This is a genomic window from Bradyrhizobium sp. BLXBL-01, assembly GCF_051853025.1.
Lineage (GTDB): Bacteria > Pseudomonadota > Alphaproteobacteria > Rhizobiales > Xanthobacteraceae > Bradyrhizobium.
Genome location: NZ_CP182471.1, coordinates 3773938 through 3792015, shown reverse-complemented (window position 1 = coordinate 3792015; position 18078 = coordinate 3773938). Strand labels below are relative to the sequence as shown.

Sequence of the window (18078 nt, the reverse complement as noted above, 5' to 3'; positions counted from 1 at the left end):
CCTCATTAACCATATCTGCCCCATACATCGTCCTTGGATCGCCCCTTTGATTCGGAGCCGACGATGCTGCGCTGGATGGTGCCTGCCCTGGCAGTGATGCTGACGGCGTCGGCTGCAATTGCCGCCGATCTGCCGGCGACGCCGAAGCGGCGCGCCGCCGTGCCGCAGGACCCGCCTCAGGTCTATGTCGAGACCGATCCGGATGCGCTGATCTCGCCGGCCTATGGCATCGGCAGCTATATCCGCAACCTGCCCGGCACGCCGCTTCTGCCCGGCTCGCACACGCTGCCCGGCTATTACGGCCGCCCGTGGAGCTACGATTATCAAGGCGCGTATTACGGCGGCAAGCAGGTCGATTATTTCTGGCGCCTGCCCTATGCGTGCGGCGTCTACGGCTATTGCTGATCAGCCGGGCTGGCTCACGGGAACTACGCGCGGCTGCGCCCGCGCAGACTGCCGTGATGCCAGCCGCTCGACCTGCATCACCGCCAGCGTCAACACCACGATCGCAACCGCCTGGTGCGTCAGCGCGAGATCGATCGGCACCTGGTTGAGCAGCGTGAGGATGCCGAGCACGGCTTGCACGCTCACCGCCGCGAACAGCCACAGCGCGCCGCTTGCTGCTGCGCCTGCGCGCAAACGCACCGCGTCGATCGCATGCAGCAGCGCGAGCACGAACAGCGCATAGGCGGTCATGCGGTGCTCGAACTGTACCGTCAGCACATTGTCGAACATGTTGCGCCACCACGGCGTCTCGAACCACAGCCGCTCCGCCGACGGGATGAGCGCCCCGTCGATCTCAGGCCAGGTGTTGTAGGCCCGCCCGGCACGCAGGCCCGCGACCAGTGCGCCGAAATAGATCTGCACGAACGTCACCACGAGCAGCAGCGCGCTCGTGAACCGCAGCCGCGCGGACACGGCGATGTGCGGGCGCTCCTTGAGCCGCCGCACCGTCCAGACGATGCCGGCGAAGATCAGGAGCGCGAGCGAAAGATGCGTCGCCAGCCGATATTGCGACACCTCGACCCGCTCCGTGAGGCCCGAGGCCACCATCCACCAGCCGACCGCCCCCTGCAGCCCGCCGAGCGCGAACAGCAGCCACAGCCTGCGCTTCAGCTCACCGGGCAGTCCGCCGCGCCAGAGGAAGAACAGGAACGGCAAGAGATAGGCGACGCCGATGAAGCGGCCGAGCAGCCGGTGGCTCCACTCCCACCAGAAGATCTGCTTGAACTCGGACAGGCTCATGCCTGAATTGAGTTCGCGATATTGCGGGATCTTCTTGTAGGCCTCGAACGCCTCGGCCCACGCCGCCTCCGACAGCGGCGGAACACTGCCCGTGACCGGCTTCCATTCGACGATCGAAAGGCCGGATTCCGTCAGCCGTGTCGCACCGCCGACCAGCACCATCAGCGCGATCAGCGCGGCCACGCAGATCAGCCACCAGCGCACGGCGCGATGCGGCTCGGATGGGGCGGAAATCGTCGTCATTTCAGAGACAAAACCAAGCCTGTGGCTAAGAGACTTGAACCGGATTGCGTGCCCCTTATAGTCCCCCGCTCCCGCAGCGCAAGTTACGCGAAAGCCTTAAAGTCCCCGCCATGACGATCCGCACCCGCAAGTTCCTCGGCGCCATCCTGCTCCTGGTGCTGGCCACCGTCTGGGCCCTGCTCGGCATGGCGGCGGCGCAGATGCCGTGGATCGCCGAATCCGGCTGGCGGCAGGCGATCTACTATGTGGTGGTCGGCATGGGCTGGGTGCTGCCGGCGATGCCGATCGTGAGCTGGATGCAGCGGCCCGATCGCGTCAAGTCTGGCTCGTAGCGCTCCCGGTCGGCCTCACCGGCGCAAAGGCGACGCCCGACACCAGCACGCGCAGCATCCGCAACGAGCGCACGCGCCCGTCCCAGGGGATCCGCGGCAGCGCGCGCAAGTTTGTGCGTCCCTCCGCCTCAACGATGCCCGGGATCGTCGAGGCGGCGCTGGCGAAGCCCGCCTCCTCCGCCATCACGACGTGGCCGCGCCGGAACGAAGCGCGGTCGCCGAACGGAAAGGCGAAATGCCTGATCTCGCGGTGGAACGCCGATTCCGCCACGGCCTTGCCCATCGTCATCTCGCGCAGTGCGGCTGCGTCCTTCATGTTGGCCAGGACCGGATAGTTCACCGTTGCGCTGCCGATCGTCACGAGCGGATCGGCGGCGAGCCTGGCGAGGTCCTCCCAATCCATCGAGGCCTCGCGCGAGAGCGCGGCGAGATCGATCCGGTAGCGCGTGCAGAGATCGGCGATCGCGGCCGACAGATCCGCCGGCGGCAGCGAGCGCAACCAGCTCTCCAGATACGAAAACAGCGCCTGTTTCCCGGCCTTGTCGACGACGGTGAAGCGCTGCTCCTTCTCGCCCATCATCAGGCTGATGCGGCTCTCGCGTGCGATCACCTGCTCCAGCCCGAGCCACCAGGCCTCGCCGACGCCGTCGGGAAAAGCGGTCGGCACATAGACCGTGAATGGCACGGCGTGACGCGCCAGCACAGGATAGGTGAAGGTGATGAGATCCTTGGGCGCGCCATCGAAGGTCAGCGCCACGAAGCGCCGCTTCTCCGGCAGCGTCACCGCGCGCCGGCAGACCTCGTCCATGCCGAGGAAATCGTACTTCCACCGCTTCAGCGCGCGGATGGCGCGATCGAGGAATTGCGGCGTGACCTCGTGCTCGCGCAGCGGCTGAAATCCGCGCCGCCGCGGACGCACGTGCTGGAAGCGCAGGATGGCGCCGGCACCGCGACTGCGCAGCATGGCCTGGCCGGTGAACCAGGCCAGCTCGAGGCGCAGCCGTTCCAGCCATCTGTCGTCGGAAGCCAAAATCCCACCCTTCGCGCGCGCCGGCGGTCCGTTCCCTCGCCCATTGTCATTACCCTTTGTTGACCTTTGTTTGCAAAGGTCGGCCACAGGCCGAAATACGTATTTTCGATTTCTCGACAGGTTTCGCGAATGACCATGGCTGCGGCGATGCAAAGCCGGACGGCAGAAGCGCCAGCGCGGTCGAAAGCGAGCCGTATTGCGCAGGTCGATATCGTCACCGATCTCGCCGAGGCCGAGGCGGTCTGGCGTGCCTTCGAGGAACACGGCCATCTCTTCACGCCCTACCAGCGCTTCGACCTGCTCAGTCCGTGGCAGCGACTGGTCGGCACCCACGAAGGTGCGCGGCCGTTCATCGTGATCGCCCGCGACGCCGAGCGCCGGCCGCTCCTGCTGCTGCCGCTCTCGCTGCGCGAGCGCCACGGCATTCGCACCGCCTGCTTCATGGGCGGCAAGCACACGACCTTCAATATGGGCCTGTGGAACGCCGAGTTCGCGGCAGAGGCCGCCGGCGCCGATCTCGATGCACTGCTTGCGCCGCTGGGTGAGCACGTCGACGTGCTCGCGCTGACGCAGCAGCCCGAGCGCTGGCACGACCAGCAGAACCCGTTTGCAGCCCTGCCGCGGCAGCGCGCGATCAACGCCTGTCCGCGGCTGGTGATGGAGCCGGGCGGTCCGCCGGCATCGCGGATCAGCAATTCCCTCCGCCGCCGCCTCAAGAGCAAGGAAAAGAAGCTTCAGTCCCTCGCCGGCTATCGCTATCACCTGGCCACGTCAGACGCAGACATCACCCGCCTGCTCGACTGGTTCTTCCGCGTCAAGCCGGCGCGGATGGCAGAGCAGAAGCTCCCGAACGTCTTCGCCGAACCCGGCGTCGAGCAATTCGTCCGCAGCGCCTGCCTTGCACCGCGCGGTGAAGGTCATGTCATCGACATCCATGCGCTGGAATGCGACGAGGAGGTGATCGCGATCTTCGCCGGCGTCGCCGACGGGACGCGCTTCTCGATGATGTTCAACACCTACACGATGACCGAGCACGCCCGCTACAGCCCCGGCCTGATCCTGATGCGCTACATCATCGACCGCTATGGCGAGCGCGGCTACCGCTCGCTCGACCTCGGCATCGGTTCGGACGATTACAAGCGGATGTTCTGCAAGGACGACGATGCGATCTTCGACAGCTTCGTCCCCCTGACCTCGCGCGGCAAGCTCGCGGCCATGGCGATGTCCTCGCTCAGCCATGGCAAGCGGCTGGTGAAGCAGAACCAGATGCTGTTCGACATGGCCCGCCGGCTGCGGCAGGCGTTCGGGTAAGATCTCTCCACAAACGTCAATATCGTAGGGTGGGCAAAGCGACTTGTCCGCCGTAGCTCGAAGAGCGAAGGCGGAAGCGTGCCCACGTCTTCCGTTACCGCATTGGACAGGCGGTGGGCACGGCGCAAGGGCGCCTTTGTCCACCCTACGAGTTCTGTCTTCCCTTCTCCCCTTGTGGGAGAAGGTGGCGCGAAGCGCCGGATGAGGGGTTCTCTGGACTCGCCGGATTGTTCGTGAGGATAGAGACCCCTCACCCGGCTTCGCTACGCGAAGCCACCCTCTCCCACAAGGGGAGAGGGTAAGAAGGCCTACGCCGCCACGACGCGCGGCGTCTCGGCGGCATCGGACGGCTGCACCGGCTTGCTCAGCATCGTCACCGCGCTGAAGCCGACGGCTCTCAGCTGCTCGCACATCTGCGTGCGCGCATCCGGGGCCATCGCGGCGTCAGGCACCACGACGGCGCGGGCATGCGCCGTCAACAGCTCGGCCGGAAGGTCGGAGGCGCTGCCGGCGTCGATCAGCACGTGATCGTAGGCCCGCAGCAGCGCGTCGATCGCGAGCGCCACGCGCGGCGATTGCAGCAGGCTGCGGTCGAAGCCGGGACGGCCGGCCATGACCAGATGCAGCCGCGACAGCTTGTCCCGGGTGATGACTTGCGCGAACGAGGCCTCGCCCTGCATCAGCTCGGCAAGGCCCGGCGACTGCGCATCGGCGCAGACTGCGGCAATCGTCGGCGAGGATGCGGCGAGATCGACCACGACGACGCGGGCATCGCGCGCCAGGTTCCGCGCCAGCGTCAGCGTCGACAGCGTGATGGCTTCGCCCGGCGCGGTGCCGAGCACCGTCACCTTCTTGGCCGCGGCGCCCGCGGCACGCAGATCGTCGGCCAGACGTTCGATCTCGGTGAATTCGCCGGTGTCCAAATCGGCCGTCATCTCCGGCTGCAGCGGCGCGGGCTCCGCCAACACCGGATCCAATATTGGTTCGCCGGCCCTGTCGACCGCGGGCTCGATGGCCCGCTGAACGACCAGCCGCTCCTCACGCACCGGCGCCCGCACCGAGCCCAAAGCCGCGCGCGGCGCGGTCTGGCGCAGCAGCTCGCCGGTGACGACGACGCCGGACGAGAGCAGCAGCGTGGCGATCGTCGCGATCAGCACGATCGGCAGCTTCTTCGGATAGGCCGGCGTGTTCGAGACGATGGCGCGCGAGATGATGCGGCCATCGGTCGGCGCGGTGTCGATGGTCTCGCGGGTGTTGGCCTCGCGATACTTGGCAAGATAAGTCTCGAGCAGATCGCGCTGCGCCTTGGCTTCGCGCTCGAGCGCGCGGAGCTGGACGTCCTGGCCGTTGGTGGAGGCCGCCTGCTTCTTGAGCTGCTCGAGGCTCACGGTCAGGCCATCGACCCGGCCGCTGGCGATCCGGGCATCGTTCTCGAGCGAACGCGAGATCTTGGCGGCTTCGTCGCGAATCTGATTGTCGAGGTCGCCGAGCTGCGCCTTCAGCTCCTTGATCCGGGGATGATTGCCGAGCAGCGTCGAGGATTGTTCGGCGAGTTGCGCCCGCAGCGTCACCCTCTGCTCCGACAGCCGGCGCATCAATTCGGAGTTCACGACCTCGGATGCCTCGATCGGCTTGCCGCTCTGGAGCATCTCCTTGATCAGCCGTGCCTTGGATTCCGCATCCGCCTTCATCGAGCGCGCGTTGTTGAGCTGGGTGTTGACCTCGCCCATCTGCTGGTTCGACAGCGTGGTGTTGTTGGTGCCGACGAACAGGCTGGACTTGGAACGGAAGTCCTCGACCCTGGCTTCGGCCTCCGAGACCTTCTTGCGCAAACTCTCGATCTCGCCGGCCAGCCATTGGCTGGCGTTCTTGGCCTGCTCCTGGCGTGCCGCCTGCTGCAGCACGAGATAGCCGTCGGCGATCGAGTTGGCGACGCGCGCGGCAAGCTCGGGATCGGCGGACTGGAATTCGACCACGATCACGCGCGACTTGTCGACGGCGTAGGCCTGAAGGCGTTCATAATAGGAATCGAGCACGCGCTCTTCCGGCGTCATTGCGAAAGGATCGCGGCCGATGCCGATGAGCGCGGCAAGCGACTTCAGCGGCGAGATGCCCTGCAGGACGGGATCGAATTCGGGGCGCTCGGCGAGCTTGTTCTTCTTGATGATCTCGCGCGCGAGATCGCGCGACAGCACCAGCTGCACCTGGCTGGTGACGGCCTCGGCATCGAGCGCCTGCCGCTCCTCGGTGCGGTCGCTGTTCGGACGCAGGAACACGTTCTCGCGGCCGTCGATCAGGATGCGGGTTTCGGACTTGTAGCGCGGCGTGACGAGATTGACGATGGCGAGGGACGCAACGAGCGCCAGCACTGTCGGCACGATGACCCAGCCGCGCTTGCGCGCCAGGGCGGCACCGAGCGCATGCAGGTCGATATCGCCGGATTCGACTTGCCCCGGCTTCGCGCTGACGGACGCAGGCTTCGCTTCGATCTTGGCGTCGATCTTTTCGATGGTGGCTTCGATCTTGGGCGCAGCCTCGCCCTTGGACTTCGCGACGGCCCGCTCGATTACAGCCTTGTCCTTGCCGGCACGCCAGAACGCTAAACGCATCGAACACTCCCGCAGGGCAACGCTGCGACTCTACCTCAACCGGGGCGATTACACTCCATTAAGGTTGCCGCTGGGTTAATCGCGACAGTACGCGCCTGACGCGCGCGCGCCCGTCACCGTTTGTTAACCACGAGGCCCCTTAATCCATCGCGATTATTTCGTGACAATTGTTCGGCAGTCGCCGTCGAGCTGGTTTTGATCATGCCCCCCTCTCCCGACCGGCCGCTTCGCATCCTTCACGCCGTGCGCGCTCCGGTCGGCGGCATCTTCCGTCACATCCTGGACGTCGCCAACGGCCAGGTCGACCGCGGCCATCATGTCGGCATCCTCGCCGACAGCCTCACCGGCGGCGAGCGCGCCGACAAGGCGCTGACCGAGCTCGCGCCGCGCTTGAAGCTCGGCGTGCACCGTATGGCGATCCGCCGCGAACCGTCGCCGGACGACGTCCTGGTATGGCTCCGCATGCGGCGGCTCATCGCCGCACTCAAGCCCGACGTGATGCACGGCCACGGTGCCAAGGCAGGCGCCTTCATCCGCATGCGGCGACGCTCGGACAAGACGATCCGCATCTACACCCCGCACGGCGGCTCGCTGCACTACCCGCTCAACACCTTCAAGGGCGAGTTCTACGCGCGGCTCGAGCGTGCGCTGATGGATTCGACGGACCTGTTCCTGTTCGAGAGTGCCTTTGCGCGCGACACCTATCAGCGCATCGTCGGCACGCCCAAGGGCGTAGTGCATTGCGTCTTCAACGGCGTGACGCCGGAGGAATTCGAGCCGGTCATTACCGGCGAGGATACGACCGACCTCTGCTATGTCGGCGAGTTCAGGCACATCAAAGGCGCCGACCTGCTGGTCGACGCCGTGGCGCGTCTGCACGAGGGCGGCAAGAAGGTCACGCTCACGCTCGGCGGTGACGGCGAGGAGACGGCCGCGCTGAAGGCACAGGTCGAGCGGCTCGGCCTCGGGAGCGCCATCCGCTTCATTGGTCACGTCAAGGCGCGCTACGGCTTCTCCAAGGGGCGGCTGCTCGTCGTCCCCTCGCGCGGCGATTCCATGCCTTACGTGGTGATCGAGGCCGGCGCCGCGGGCATTCCGATGATCGCATCCAAGATCGGCGGCATCCCCGAGATCCTGGGCGCCGACAGTCCGGCGCTGTTCGCGCCCAGCGATCCCGAAGCCATGGCAGAGGCGATCGCCGCAGCACTCGATGATCCGCACACCACCGCGCAACGCGCGGTCTCCTTGCGCGAGCGCATCTCGGCGCATTTCTCGCAGGCCGCGATGGTCGAGGGCGTGCTCGCCGGCTATCGCGACGCATTTGCCAATCATTAACCACCCTTAAGTCCGGCTTTAGAGAATCTTCCGATTTGTCCGATAATCGAAGCGCCAGGGGATGCTTGCCCGGGCGCGCAAGGCCGTGCCGCGGGTTTTGGAATGGACGTGGACGCCCGTGGAACCGCTCAACGCACGCTCGATGTTCGATGCCGCGGCCAGCGCTGCGGCAAAGCCTGCTGACCAGCCCTTCGTGGAGCGCCGTCGCCGGCTCTCGCCTGCGGCGCTCGACGTCGTCAACCAGAAGGTCGCGCGTGCCTATTCGCCGATCGTGATCGCCGGTTTCGTGCGCCTTGCCGATTTCGCGCTGCTGAGCCTCGTCGGTATCGCGGTCTATCTCGGCTATGTCATGCCGCTCGCGGGGGCGTTCAGCTGGGTCTATCCAGCCGAGGTCATCGCCGTCGCCATCGCCGCCGTGGTCTGCTTCCAGGCCGCCGACATCTACCAGGTGCAGCTGTTCCGTGGTCAGCTCCGGCAGATGACGCGGATGATCTCGTCCTGGTCGTTCGTCTTCCTGCTCTTCATCGGCATTTCCTTCTTCGCCAAGTTCGGCAGCGAGGTCTCGCGGCTGTGGTTGGCGGCCTTCTACTTCCTCGGGCTCGCGGCCCTGATGGCCGAGCGTCTGGTGCTGCGCTCGCTGGTCCGCGCCTGGGCGCGAGAGGGCCGGCTCGACCGCCGCACCATCATCGTCGGCTCCGACAGCAACGGCGAGCAGCTGGTCGAGGCGCTGAAGGCGCAGGAAGATTCCGACATCCACGTGCTCGGCGTGTTCGACGACCGCAACGACAGCCGCGCGCTCGACACCTGCGCCGGCGCGCGCAAGCTCGGCAAGGTCGACGACATCGTCGAGTTCGCCCGCCGCACCCGCGTCGATCTCGTGCTGTTCGCGCTGCCGATCTCGGCGGAGACGCGCATCCTGGAGATGCTGAAGAAGCTCTGGGTGCTGCCGGTCGACATCCGCCTCTCCGCGCACACCAACAAGCTGCGCTTCCGGCCCCGCTCTTATTCCTACCTAGGCGAGGTGCCGACGCTCGACGTGTTCGAGGCGCCGATCACCGATTGGGACCTGGTGATGAAATGGCTGTTCGACCGCATCGTCGGCAGCCTCGCGCTGCTCGCCGCCCTGCCGGTGATGGGATTGGTTGCGCTGGCCGTCAAGCTCGACAGCCCCGGCCCGGTGCTGTTCCGCCAGAAGCGCTTCGGCTTCAACAACGAGCGCATCGACGTCTACAAGTTCCGCTCGATGTACCACCATCAGGCCGATCCGACGCCTCCAAGGTCGTGACCAAGAACGATCCGCGCGTCACCCGCGTCGGTCGCTTCATCCGCAAGACCAGCCTGGACGAGCTGCCGCAGCTCTTCAACGTGGTGTTTTCAGGCAATCTCTCGCTGGTCGGCCCGCGCCCGCATGCGGTGCAGGGCAAGCTCCAGAGCCGCCTATTCGACGAAGCCGTGGACGGCTATTTCGCCCGCCACCGCGTCAAGCCGGGCATCACCGGCTGGGCCCAGATCAACGGCTGGCGCGGCGAGATCGACAACGAAGAGAAGATCCAGAAGCGCGTCGAGTTCGACCTCTATTACATCGAGAACTGGTCGGTGCTGTTCGACCTCGTCATTCTCCTGAAGACGCCGATCTCGCTGCTGACCAAGAACGAGAACGCGTATTGAGTTGAGTTTCTCTGTCATGCCCCGGCTTGACCGGGGCATCCAGTACGCCGCAGCGGCAGCTGTTTTGGGCAATGACCGCCGCGGAGTACTGGATCGCCCGGTCGAGCCGGGCGATGACAGGTGTGTTTGTGGCGTATGAGTTGCGTAAGCGTATGAGCGTGTGATGGCGTATGCGGCGACAGCCGGTGAAATGAACGTAGCTGCGCCCGGCGTGCTGGCGCTGCAGCGCGCGATGGTGTGGCTGGTCGGCGCCTGTGGCGCCATCGTCTTCATCGAGCCGAGCCCCTACGAGATCGCGACGCTGCTCGCCACCGTCACCTTTTTCGCCACCGGGCTGCGGCTGAAGCTCGTGCTGATGCCGCTGGTGCTGCTGCTGGTCCTGCTCAATGTCGGTTACACCATCAGCGCGATTCCGCTGTTCGACAAGTCAGAGGTGGTGAGCTGGATCGCGACCTCCTGGTACATGGCGGTGACGGTGGTGTTCTTCGCGATGGTCGTCTCGGAGGACACGACGGCGCGGCTCGACATGCTGCGCCGAGGCCTCGTGGTCGGCGCGATGATCGCCTCGCTTTTGGCAGTCGCCGGCTACTTCCACCTGATCCCCGGGGGAAACGACCTGCTCACGCTCTACGGCCGCGCGCGCGGCACGTTCAAGGACCCGAACGTGCTCGGCGCCTTCCTGATCCTGCCGGCGCTGTTCGCGCTCCAGAGCGTGGTCTCCGACAAATTGGCCAAGGCCTTCCGCAACGTCATCGCCTTCGGCATCATGTCGCTGGCGATCCTGCTCGCCTTCTCGCGCGCCGCCTGGGGCGGCCTGGTGCTGACCTCCGCCTTCATGCTGGCGCTGATGGTGCTGACCAGCCGCACCAACGCGCAGCGCTCGCGCATCGTCATCATGGCGATCGTCGCCGCGGTGCTCGGCCTCGCGCTGATCGCCGTGCTGCTGTCGCTTGATGCCACCGCGGAGATGTTCAAGCAGCGCGCGAGCTTCGACCAGAGTTATGACGAAGGCCGCTTCGGCCGCTTCGGCCGCCACATCCTCGGCGCGGAGATGGCGCTCGACCTGCCGTTCGGCATCGGCCCGTTGCAATTCCACCGCTACTTCCCCGAAGACACTCACAACTCCTACCTCAACGCCTTCATGTCCGGCGGCTGGCTGTCCGGCGTGTGCTATCCCGCGCTGGTCTTCACCACCGTCATCATGGGCTTCCGCCACGTCTTCATCCCTGTGCCGTGGCAGCGCGCATACCTCGCGGTGTTTTCCGCCTTCCTCGGCACCGTCGGCGAAAGCTTCGTGATCGACACCGACCACTGGCGGCACTTCTGGATGATGCTGGGCGCGGTGTGGGGCATGATCGCCGCCGCGCAGGCCTACAAGACTAGGACTGGCGAGGACGCTTCTTCAGCTTGAGCTCGGGCCGCTTCTCCGGCGGCGTGTCGAGCAGCCCCTTCAGCGCCTCGGTTGCCGTCAGCACACCCTTGTGAGCCTCATTGGCAAAGCGCAGCAGCAAGCGCAGCTCCTCGTCGGAATAGGCGCCAAAGACCTTCTCCATCGCCTGCTGCATCGGCACGTAGAATTGGCTGAGCCTTGCGATCGCCTCGGGCACGACCGCGATGAAAACCTTGCGGCGGTCCTTCTCGTCGCGCTCGCGGCGCACGAGGCCCGCCTTCTCGAGCCGGTCGACCACGCCGGTGATCGCGCCGGTGGTCAGGCCGGTGACCTCCGCGAGCCGGCCCGCGGTGACGCGGCCCTCGAGATACAGGATGTCCATGCATTCGAGGTCGGAATTGGCAATTCCGGCAACGTTGGCGACGGTCTGGCCATAGAGCACGCCTTGCGCCGACGACCTGCGCATCGCCTCTTCGAGCTCCAGCAACAGCGCCGCGCGCGCCTTCGTCCTTGACAAGACCGGCCTCTTATCTTAGCTGATATATATCTTAGTCGCTAAGATATTTAGCGACCGTATTTTCTCCTAGCACCACGCAAACGTCGGGAGCAAGCCATGGCCCACCGTCCCCGCAAGGCGCTGATCATCGGCGCCGGCATCGCCGGACCCGTCGCCGCAATCCTGCTGCGCCGCGCCGGCATCGAATCCGCGATCTACGAGGCGTGGCCCTATTCGAAAGGTATCGGCGGCGGCCTGCAGATCGCGCCGAACGGCATGCATGTCCTGGACGAGATCGGGCTTGCGAAGGAGCTGATCAGTCGCGGCTCGGTCGCGGAAGCCTTCGACTTCTATTCGCAGCGCGGCGAGAAGCTCGGCTCGATCAATCGCGACATGGCGCGGCGCTTCGGCCAGCCGGCCGTCAACATCGCCCGCGCCGCGTTGAACGAGATCCTGATCGACAAGGCTTGGTGCGCCTGCGTCTCGCTCAATTTCGAGAAGCGCCTGATCAAGATCGAGGACCGCGGCGACCAGCCGATCGTCGCCTACTTCGCCGACGGCACCACCGCCGAAGGCGACTTCCTGATCGGCGCCGACGGCGTCCACTCGGTCGTGCGCCGCCAGGTCGTACCGGATGGCCCGCAGCCGTTCGACACCGGCCTGATCGGCTTCGGCGGCTTCGTGCCGCACGCCGTGCTCGACGGCAGATCCATCGGCCAGCACGTCGAAACGACATTCGGCCAAAGCGGCTTCTTCGGCTACGGCTATTGCGGCCCCGATCCGATGGACGGCGTGATGTGGTGGAGCACGCAGCCGGCACACGGCATGGACGCGGCGATGTTCCGCGCGCTTGACCCTGCGACGCTGAAGCAGCATCTGCGCGGCTTCCATCGCGGCTGGCATGATCCGATTCCCGCCATCATCGAAGCGGCCGAGAGCATCGTCGTCACCGACACGCTCGATGTCGCGACCCTGCCGACCTGGTCGCGCAAGCGTTCGCTCTTGATCGGCGATGCCGCGCACGCAACCAGCCCCCATGCCGGCCAGGGGGCCTCGCTCGCGCTGGAGGACGCGATGCGGCTCGCTCGTCTGATGCAGGAGGGCCAGGAGCTCGGCGCCACCTTCCAGGCTTTCGAGGCCGAGCGCCGCCCGCGCACCGAGAAGATCGTTGCCATGGCCCGTCGCAACGGCAACAGCAAGCGCGAGTTCAGCGCCACCGGCGCCTGGGTCCGCAATCAGATGCTGAAATGGCTGCTGCCGCTCGGCGCCAAAGGCATGGACTTCATGTACGCGTATGACGCGCGGGCGGCGTAGGACTCCGCTGCTGTAGGGTGGGCAAAGGCGCACTTGCGCCGTGCCCACCATCTCTCCGCAATCGCAATAGAAGCGGTGGGCACGCTCCGCTTTGCCCACCCTACGATACCGAACTAGCTCTCCACCTTGAACGTCAGCCCCGCGTTGTCCTGCAGCCGCTTGATCAGCTTGTGCTGCATCGCCGCGCCCGGCGTCCAGAAGCCGGCGGGAACGTCCCTCGCATCACGCAGCAGGCAGATCGCGCATTCGGAGATCATCTTGGAGGTCGAGCCGTAGCCGGGATCGCGATCACCGGTGACGCCGGCGCGGACCATGCGGCCGTCGGGGGCGATCGCGACATAGAGCAGGTTGAACAGGCCGTTCTCCCGCTCCTCCTTCGACGGTCCCTCGCCCGGCTTCGGCGCGTTCGGCCCGGTCTTCTCGGCATTGGCCGCCATGACGCGCTTGGCGTTGGCCTCGCCCTTCTCGCCGGCGCCGGTCAGGACCATCTCGTCGTAGACAAAGTCCCGGCCGTAGGGAAAGCCCATCAGCATGTTGGAGCGGTGGACGTTGCGCGTGTTGATCAGCGCCATCATGAACGGCGCGGCCCAGGACTGCAGGTCCTCCTCAAAGACGGCCCTGTTGCCCTTCGGCTGCTTCGGGCCGGTGAAGCCGGGCGTCAGCGCGAAATGGTCGTTGAGGATGGCGACGAGGCTGAGGTCCTTGGCGACGGCATCGAAGGTCGCCTTCGCGCTCGCCGCGGTGCCGCCTGACAGCGTGCCGCGCATGTCGCGCACGCGGCCCTTCACGCGCGGTGCCGGCGCGCCGAACACGCGCTTTGCCTCCTCCTGCACGAAGAAGGTACCGAGCTCGAACGGCACAGAATCATAGCCGCAGGAGAACACGATGCGCGCGCCGCTCGCCTTGGCCGCCGCGTCGTACTTGTCGATCATCTGCCGCATCCACACCGGCTCGCCACAGAGATCGAAATAATCCGCCCCCGCAGCGACGCAGGCAGCTAACAGATCCTCGCCGTAGAACTGGTACGGACCGACCGTCGTGATCACCGACTTGGTCTGCGCCACCATCGCCTTCAGCGACGCCGCGTCCGACGCGTCCGCGACGATCAGCGGCGTGTCGGCCGGCGCGCCGATCGTATCGCGCACCGATTTCAGCTTGTCGAGGCTGCGGCCCGCCATCGCCCATTTGAGCGCCTTGTCGTCCTTGTAATGCGCCGCCAGATATTCGGCGACGAGTTGGCCGGTGAAACCGGTCGCGCCGTAGACGACGATGTCGAATTTCGCAGAGCTCATGATCGGCCTTTACTTCTTCGCATAACTCACGCCCATGCCGGCACGGACGTCGCTTTGAATGCCATAGGGCGGGATCGGATAGCGCAGGCCGTTCTTCGCCAGCGCCTTCATGCCTTCAATTGCCTTGGCGAGATGCGAGGGCTTCAGCGCCATCAGCATCTCCTCGTCCGGCACGCCGCCATAGCGCCGTTCGGCATAGCATGGCAAGGACAGGCTGGGCTCCCCGGTCTTGAGCGCCCGCCCCCAGGAATCCGCACAGGCGGTCTCGCCGACCACACCCCATTCGAACTTCTTGTAGCCGGTATATTGCAGCCCGTTGATCAGGATGATCATCTGCCCGGGCGTTGCATAGACGAGGCAGATGTCGGGCGGATCGAGCCGGCCGCTCGCCAGCGGACTGACGACGAGCGCCTGATAGTGTCCGAACGGAACCACGTCCAGCGCCTCCTGGCGCTTGCGCGCGTCTTCCGCGGTGCCGTGCCAGACCCCGACATAGTTTTCGCCGGCGAGCCATTTCTCGTCCTGGGGGCTGAGACCGATCACCGCGCGGCATTGCGCGCCTACGAGATCGTCGGCGGTGATACCGACGGTCCAGCCCAGGCGCGCGGCCATGCTGACGATCTGGTCGGTGGTGTGAATTGCGTTCGGGCGGCGGATCTTCGGAATCGCCTCCATCTCCGCGACGCTCGCGAACAGCTTCATGCCGATCACATTCGTCTTCAGCCGCAAGAGGCTGTTGAGATCGGCGACGAGGCCGGCGAGATCGATCCTGTCCGCACTCTGCTGTTGCATGGCTTCCTCCGCGCCGGCGATCGCGCGCCGTGGCCTCGTTCTAGTCCTTGCCCGGTCCCGGAAGCAACTCGCCGGTCCTGCCCATCAGGCGGTAGGCCACGAGACCAATCCACTCGCGGATGGCGACTTCCGTTCGGCCGAGCCCGTCCGCGCCCATATTGGTGAAGGAGAACAGATCGTCGCGTCCTCCCATCCGCCAGTCCACCGGATAGGCCTCGACGTCAAATCCGGCCTTGCGGAAGATTCCCATCGAGCGCGGCATGTGGAAGGCCGACGTCACCAGGAGCCAGCGCTCGCCGGGCTTTGGCGCGACCAATTGCTTGGTGAAGATCGCATTCTCCCAGGTGTTGCGGGAGTGACGTTCGAGGATCAGGCGGTCCTTCGCAATGCCGAGATTCTCCAGGATCGGCGCGGAATAGTCGGCCTCCCTGGCCTCGGTCGACATCAGGTTCGCGGTGCCTCCGGTGAAGACGATGCGCGCATGGGGATAGCGGCGCGCAAGCTCGGCCGGCGCAAACAGGCGATCGGCCGCGCGCGCGACGACCGGCGTGCGATGCGCCGCCGATAGATCGGTGTCGACCGAGCCGCCGAGCACGATAATGCCGTCGGGCGCGCCGCGCGCGGCGTCCCAGGGCGGGAAGCGCGACTCCAGCGGATAGAGCAGGAGATTGCCGAGCGGCGAGAACGCCGCGAGCGCCAGCAGTACCAGCGTCGTTATCGCAAGCCTGCGGCCAAATGCGGCAAAGCGTGTCCCCATCAACACCACAGCCACAATTCCGAGCTCGACCAGGAGATTGATCGGCAGCAGCGCGGTGCCCAAGGTCTTGGAAAGAACGAAAAACAGGGGAGCCTCGCTGAAAATCACCTGGTCTGAATGACCGGCCTGAATTGACCTGGCCGGTCTGTGCGGGGCTTGACCGGCCCCGCCATCTTCAGAAATCTTCTTGAAAGAGGATCGATCGCCGGGTCAAGCCCGCGCTGATGAAACCGAGCGGACGCGGCACATGACCCATCATCACCTGCATTCCAACCCCCAAACCTGCCATTGGGGCTTCTTCGAAGCCGCACTCAAGCCGGTCCTCACCGTGGCCAGCGGCGACGAGGTGACGGTCGACACCATCAGCGGCGGGCCTGATGTGCTGCCTGATCGGGACAAGTTTCACATTCCGCCCGAAATGCACGAGGTTCATGCCACAAGCGAGCGCATGCTGCCGGGCCACATCCTCACCGGTCCGATCGCGGTCGAAGGGGCCGAGCCCGGCGACGTGCTTGCGGTCGAGATCCTCGACGTGCAGCTCCGGCAGGATTGGGGCTGGAACTTGATCAAGCCGCTGTCCGGCACCCTGCCCGACGATTTTCACGAGACGCGGATCCTGAACATCCCGCTCGACCGGACGCGGATGGTCGGCCGCATGCCGTGGGGCCTCGACCTGCCGCTGAAGCCGTTCTTCGGCGTGATGGGCGTGTCGCCGCCGCCGGCCTGGGGCCGCATCTCATCACTGATCCCGCGCGCCATGGGCGGCAATCTCGACAACAAGGAGCTGGGCGCCGGTGCGACGCTGTACCTGCCGGTATTCGTGCCGGGGGCGATGTTCTCCTGCGGCGACGGCCATGGCGTGCAGGGCGACGGCGAGGTCTGCGTCACCGCGATCGAGACCGCGCTTAAGGGCCGCTTCCGCCTGACGCTGCGCAAGGACCTGAAGCTCGAGTACCCGCGCGCCGAGACACCGACGCACTACATGACCATGGCGATGGACCCCGATCTCGACCAATGCGTGGTGCGCGCGCTGCGCGACATGATCGCGCTGCTCGGCGAGACGCGAAATCTGTCACGCGAGGACGCCTACACGCTGTGCAGCCTGGCCGCCGATCTCCGGGTGACCCAGACCGTCAACGGCGCCAAAGGCATCCATTGCATGATCGAAAAGGCGATCGTGCACGGCTGAGCCGGGCCGCCCTTCCCCGACCGCTTGACGCCCCCGCCGCCCGGTCTGCCGCGCGGCGCGCTAAGTCGTGGGTAATTTCCCGTGCGATTCCAACATGCTGAGCGTCACGCACAGGCCGCATTTGACTTCCACCCCTGAACCTAAATAGAGTCTTAATCGTTACTTTTATGTACCTGAGTATGAGGTTAGCGTTCGGGCCATGGCCACCGAAAAAGCCGAGACTGACCGCATTCCCGTAACCCTGGCGCTCTCGACCATCGCGTATCTGGAGAAGCTGGTGAGACAGGGCACCCACGGCACCAGCGTTCCCGGCGTCGCACGGACATTGATCGAGGAAGGCATCCGTCTCGCCATCAAGGACGGTCTTCTGTCGATCCGCGACAATGGCAGGACGTGAGCGCGCTTGGGGCGTGAGGCGGACGGATCTCGAGAAGCGGATGGCCGACATCTGCAACCTGGGATCGTCTACAAATGCCTGTTCTCTCACCCACCTGGACCGACGAACGAATTGAACTCCTGAAGCAGCACTTCGAGGCCGGCCTCTCCTGCCGCGAGATCGCCGCCGACATCGGCGTCAGCCGCAACGCGGTGATCGGCAAATTGTCGCGGCTGAATCTGACGCGCGGCCGGACGGTCGACGACCGCAAGGTTCAGGACAGAGGCCAGGCGCCGGCGCGGCTGCGCAAGGCCGTGCCGCGGCTCCAATACGAGATGCTCGCCACGATCTATGGCGAGACCGATGCGCCGGTACTCGCAGGCCCGATCGACGAGGCCAACCGCTGCTCGCTGCTGGAGCTGTCCGAGAATCGCTGCCGCTGGCCTATCTCGACGCCGGGCGCAGACGATTTCTGCTTCTGCGGCAACGCGGCGCCGGACGGCCAGCCCTATTGCGCCGGCCACAGCCGCCTCGCCTACCGGCCGCCTGTGCGCGGGCGCGCGATACGCGGCTGACGTTGCGCGCATCTCGACAACAAAAAACCTCCGGCGGGGCATCGCCGGAGGTTTCTGGAGGCTTAGCATGAAGCTAAGAGCCGCAACTTTCGTATCTGGCTGAGAGCTATATAGCTTAGTAGCT

General features: G+C 65.8%; 16 protein-coding genes and 1 pseudogene. 10 read left to right on the top strand and 7 right to left on the bottom strand.

The genetic code is table 11. From position 1 onward, the window contains the following. Nucleotides 1-63 precede the first annotated feature (63 nt). Nucleotides 64-405, top strand: coding sequence for a hypothetical protein (locus ACNJYA_RS17600; RefSeq protein WP_439403304.1), 342 nt, complete (start codon nt 64-66; stop codon nt 403-405). Here ACNJYA_RS17600 and ACNJYA_RS17595 read toward each other — a convergent pair whose 3' ends face one another. Next, nucleotides 406-1488 carry a COX15/CtaA family protein gene (locus ACNJYA_RS17595; RefSeq protein WP_439403303.1) on the bottom strand — a complete coding sequence of 361 codons (1083 nt, stop codon included), beginning with the start codon at nt 1486-1488 and terminating at the stop codon, nt 406-408. Between the two features lie 110 nt (nt 1489-1598). Between ACNJYA_RS17595 and ACNJYA_RS17590 the strand changes: the two genes are divergently transcribed. After that, the gene (locus ACNJYA_RS17590) at nt 1599-1820 is read left to right on the top strand and encodes a DUF2842 domain-containing protein (protein WP_018320088.1); all 222 of its coding nucleotides are present in this window, start codon (nt 1599-1601) and stop codon (nt 1818-1820) included. On the opposite strand, the gene ACNJYA_RS17585 is transcribed toward ACNJYA_RS17590, so the two are convergent. Then, nucleotides 1804-2850 carry a polysaccharide deacetylase family protein gene (locus tag ACNJYA_RS17585; RefSeq protein ID WP_439403302.1) on the bottom strand — a complete coding sequence of 349 codons (1047 nt, stop codon included), beginning with the start codon at nt 2848-2850 and terminating at the stop codon, nt 1804-1806. The two genes, ACNJYA_RS17590 and ACNJYA_RS17585, sit on opposite strands and share 17 nt — an antisense overlap. A gap of 129 nt (nt 2851-2979) precedes the next feature. On the opposite strand from ACNJYA_RS17585, the gene ACNJYA_RS17580 reads away from it, so the two are divergent. Further along, complete coding sequence (locus tag ACNJYA_RS17580; RefSeq protein WP_439403301.1) at nt 2980-4161, top strand: GNAT family N-acetyltransferase; 1182 nt, start codon at nt 2980-2982, stop codon at nt 4159-4161. Between the two features lie 308 nt (nt 4162-4469). Here the strand turns inward: ACNJYA_RS17580 and ACNJYA_RS17575 are convergent, their stop codons facing one another. Further along, nucleotides 4470-6770 carry a GumC family protein gene (locus ACNJYA_RS17575; RefSeq protein WP_439367128.1) on the bottom strand — a complete coding sequence of 767 codons (2301 nt, stop codon included), beginning with the start codon at nt 6768-6770 and terminating at the stop codon, nt 4470-4472. A 201-nt stretch (nt 6771-6971) separates the two neighbouring features. Between ACNJYA_RS17575 and ACNJYA_RS17570 the strand changes: the two genes are divergently transcribed. The 3 genes and pseudogenes from ACNJYA_RS17570 (at nt 6972) to ACNJYA_RS17560 (ending at nt 11184) form a co-directional block, all read left to right on the top strand. Next, nucleotides 6972-8105 carry a glycosyltransferase family 4 protein gene (locus ACNJYA_RS17570; protein WP_439367126.1) on the top strand — a complete coding sequence of 378 codons (1134 nt, stop codon included), beginning with the start codon at nt 6972-6974 and terminating at the stop codon, nt 8103-8105. Between the two features lie 118 nt (nt 8106-8223). Beyond that, nucleotides 8224-9773 (top strand): annotated as a pseudogene (locus tag ACNJYA_RS17565) (undecaprenyl-phosphate glucose phosphotransferase). Between the two features lie 163 nt (nt 9774-9936). Beyond that, the gene (locus ACNJYA_RS17560; RefSeq protein ID WP_439367122.1) at nt 9937-11184 is read left to right on the top strand and encodes an O-antigen ligase family protein; all 1248 of its coding nucleotides are present in this window, start codon (nt 9937-9939) and stop codon (nt 11182-11184) included. On the opposite strand, the gene ACNJYA_RS17555 is transcribed toward ACNJYA_RS17560, so the two are convergent. Beyond that, a complete protein-coding gene (locus ACNJYA_RS17555; protein ID WP_439367485.1) occupies nt 11153-11629 on the bottom strand; it encodes a MarR family winged helix-turn-helix transcriptional regulator in 477 nt (158 codons plus the stop codon). The two genes, ACNJYA_RS17560 and ACNJYA_RS17555, sit on opposite strands and share 32 nt — an antisense overlap. A 147-nt stretch (nt 11630-11776) precedes the next feature. Here ACNJYA_RS17555 and ACNJYA_RS17550 point away from each other — a divergent pair, with 147 nt between their 5' ends. Beyond that, nucleotides 11777-12973: an FAD-dependent monooxygenase gene (locus ACNJYA_RS17550; RefSeq protein ID WP_439367120.1), complete on the top strand. Its 1197-nt coding sequence runs from the start codon at nt 11777-11779 to the stop codon at nt 12971-12973. A gap of 113 nt (nt 12974-13086) precedes the next feature. Here the strand turns inward: ACNJYA_RS17550 and ACNJYA_RS17545 are convergent, their stop codons facing one another. The 3 genes from ACNJYA_RS17545 to ACNJYA_RS17535 are packed head-to-tail and all read right to left on the bottom strand — an operon-like array spanning nt 13087 to nt 15865. Then, nucleotides 13087-14265: a saccharopine dehydrogenase family protein gene (locus ACNJYA_RS17545; protein WP_439367118.1), complete on the bottom strand. Its 1179-nt coding sequence runs from the start codon at nt 14263-14265 to the stop codon at nt 13087-13089. Between the two features lie 9 nt (nt 14266-14274). Next, nucleotides 14275-15057, bottom strand: a complete 783-nt coding sequence (locus ACNJYA_RS17540) for a DUF169 domain-containing protein (RefSeq protein WP_172783477.1) — start codon at nt 15055-15057, stop codon at nt 14275-14277. Between the two features lie 40 nt (nt 15058-15097). Beyond that, nucleotides 15098-15865 (bottom strand): YdcF family protein, encoded by a 768-nt coding sequence (locus tag ACNJYA_RS17535; protein WP_439403451.1) that lies wholly within the window; start codon nt 15863-15865, stop codon nt 15098-15100. A 196-nt stretch (nt 15866-16061) separates the two neighbouring features. On the opposite strand from ACNJYA_RS17535, the gene ACNJYA_RS17530 reads away from it, so the two are divergent. The 3 genes from ACNJYA_RS17530 to ACNJYA_RS17520 all read left to right on the top strand — a co-directional run bounded on the left by ACNJYA_RS17530 (nt 16062) and on the right by ACNJYA_RS17520 (nt 17954). Beyond that, nucleotides 16062-17003, top strand: a complete 942-nt coding sequence (locus tag ACNJYA_RS17530) for an acetamidase/formamidase family protein (RefSeq protein WP_439367116.1) — start codon at nt 16062-16064, stop codon at nt 17001-17003. Between the two features lie 199 nt (nt 17004-17202). Further along, nucleotides 17203-17400 carry a hypothetical protein gene (locus ACNJYA_RS17525; protein WP_024341172.1) on the top strand — a complete coding sequence of 66 codons (198 nt, stop codon included), beginning with the start codon at nt 17203-17205 and terminating at the stop codon, nt 17398-17400. Nucleotides 17401-17474: 74 nt separating this feature from the next. After that, nucleotides 17475-17954: a GcrA family cell cycle regulator gene (locus ACNJYA_RS17520; protein ID WP_271498798.1), complete on the top strand. Its 480-nt coding sequence runs from the start codon at nt 17475-17477 to the stop codon at nt 17952-17954. The last annotated feature ends 124 nt before the right edge of the window (nt 17955-18078 follow it).

Excerpts from the sequence above, each read along its gene's own strand:
- ACNJYA_RS17540 (WP_172783477.1), bottom strand. The coding sequence starts at position 15,057 with ATGCAACAGCAGAGTGCGGACAGGATCGATCTCGCCGGCCTCGTCGCC.
- ACNJYA_RS17520 (WP_271498798.1), top strand. The coding sequence starts at position 17,475 with ATGCCTGTTCTCTCACCCACCTGGACCGACGAACGAATTGAACTCCTG.
- ACNJYA_RS17545 (WP_439367118.1), bottom strand. The coding sequence starts at position 14,265 with ATGAGCTCTGCGAAATTCGACATCGTCGTCTACGGCGCGACCGGTTTC.
- ACNJYA_RS17580 (WP_439403301.1), top strand. The coding sequence starts at position 2,980 with ATGACCATGGCTGCGGCGATGCAAAGCCGGACGGCAGAAGCGCCAGCG.
- ACNJYA_RS17600 (WP_439403304.1), top strand. The coding sequence starts at position 64 with ATGCTGCGCTGGATGGTGCCTGCCCTGGCAGTGATGCTGACGGCGTCG.
- ACNJYA_RS17570 (WP_439367126.1), top strand. The coding sequence starts at position 6,972 with ATGCCCCCCTCTCCCGACCGGCCGCTTCGCATCCTTCACGCCGTGCGC.
- ACNJYA_RS17525 (WP_024341172.1), top strand. The coding sequence starts at position 17,203 with ATGGCCACCGAAAAAGCCGAGACTGACCGCATTCCCGTAACCCTGGCG.
- ACNJYA_RS17590 (WP_018320088.1), top strand. The coding sequence starts at position 1,599 with ATGACGATCCGCACCCGCAAGTTCCTCGGCGCCATCCTGCTCCTGGTG.
- ACNJYA_RS17530 (WP_439367116.1), top strand. The coding sequence starts at position 16,062 with ATGACCCATCATCACCTGCATTCCAACCCCCAAACCTGCCATTGGGGC.
- ACNJYA_RS17550 (WP_439367120.1), top strand. The coding sequence starts at position 11,777 with ATGGCCCACCGTCCCCGCAAGGCGCTGATCATCGGCGCCGGCATCGCC.
- ACNJYA_RS17575 (WP_439367128.1), bottom strand. The coding sequence starts at position 6,770 with ATGCGTTTAGCGTTCTGGCGTGCCGGCAAGGACAAGGCTGTAATCGAG.
- ACNJYA_RS17555 (WP_439367485.1), bottom strand. The coding sequence starts at position 11,629 with ATGCGCAGGTCGTCGGCGCAAGGCGTGCTCTATGGCCAGACCGTCGCC.
- ACNJYA_RS17595 (WP_439403303.1), bottom strand. The coding sequence starts at position 1,488 with ATGACGACGATTTCCGCCCCATCCGAGCCGCATCGCGCCGTGCGCTGG.
- ACNJYA_RS17560 (WP_439367122.1), top strand. The coding sequence starts at position 9,937 with ATGGCGTATGCGGCGACAGCCGGTGAAATGAACGTAGCTGCGCCCGGC.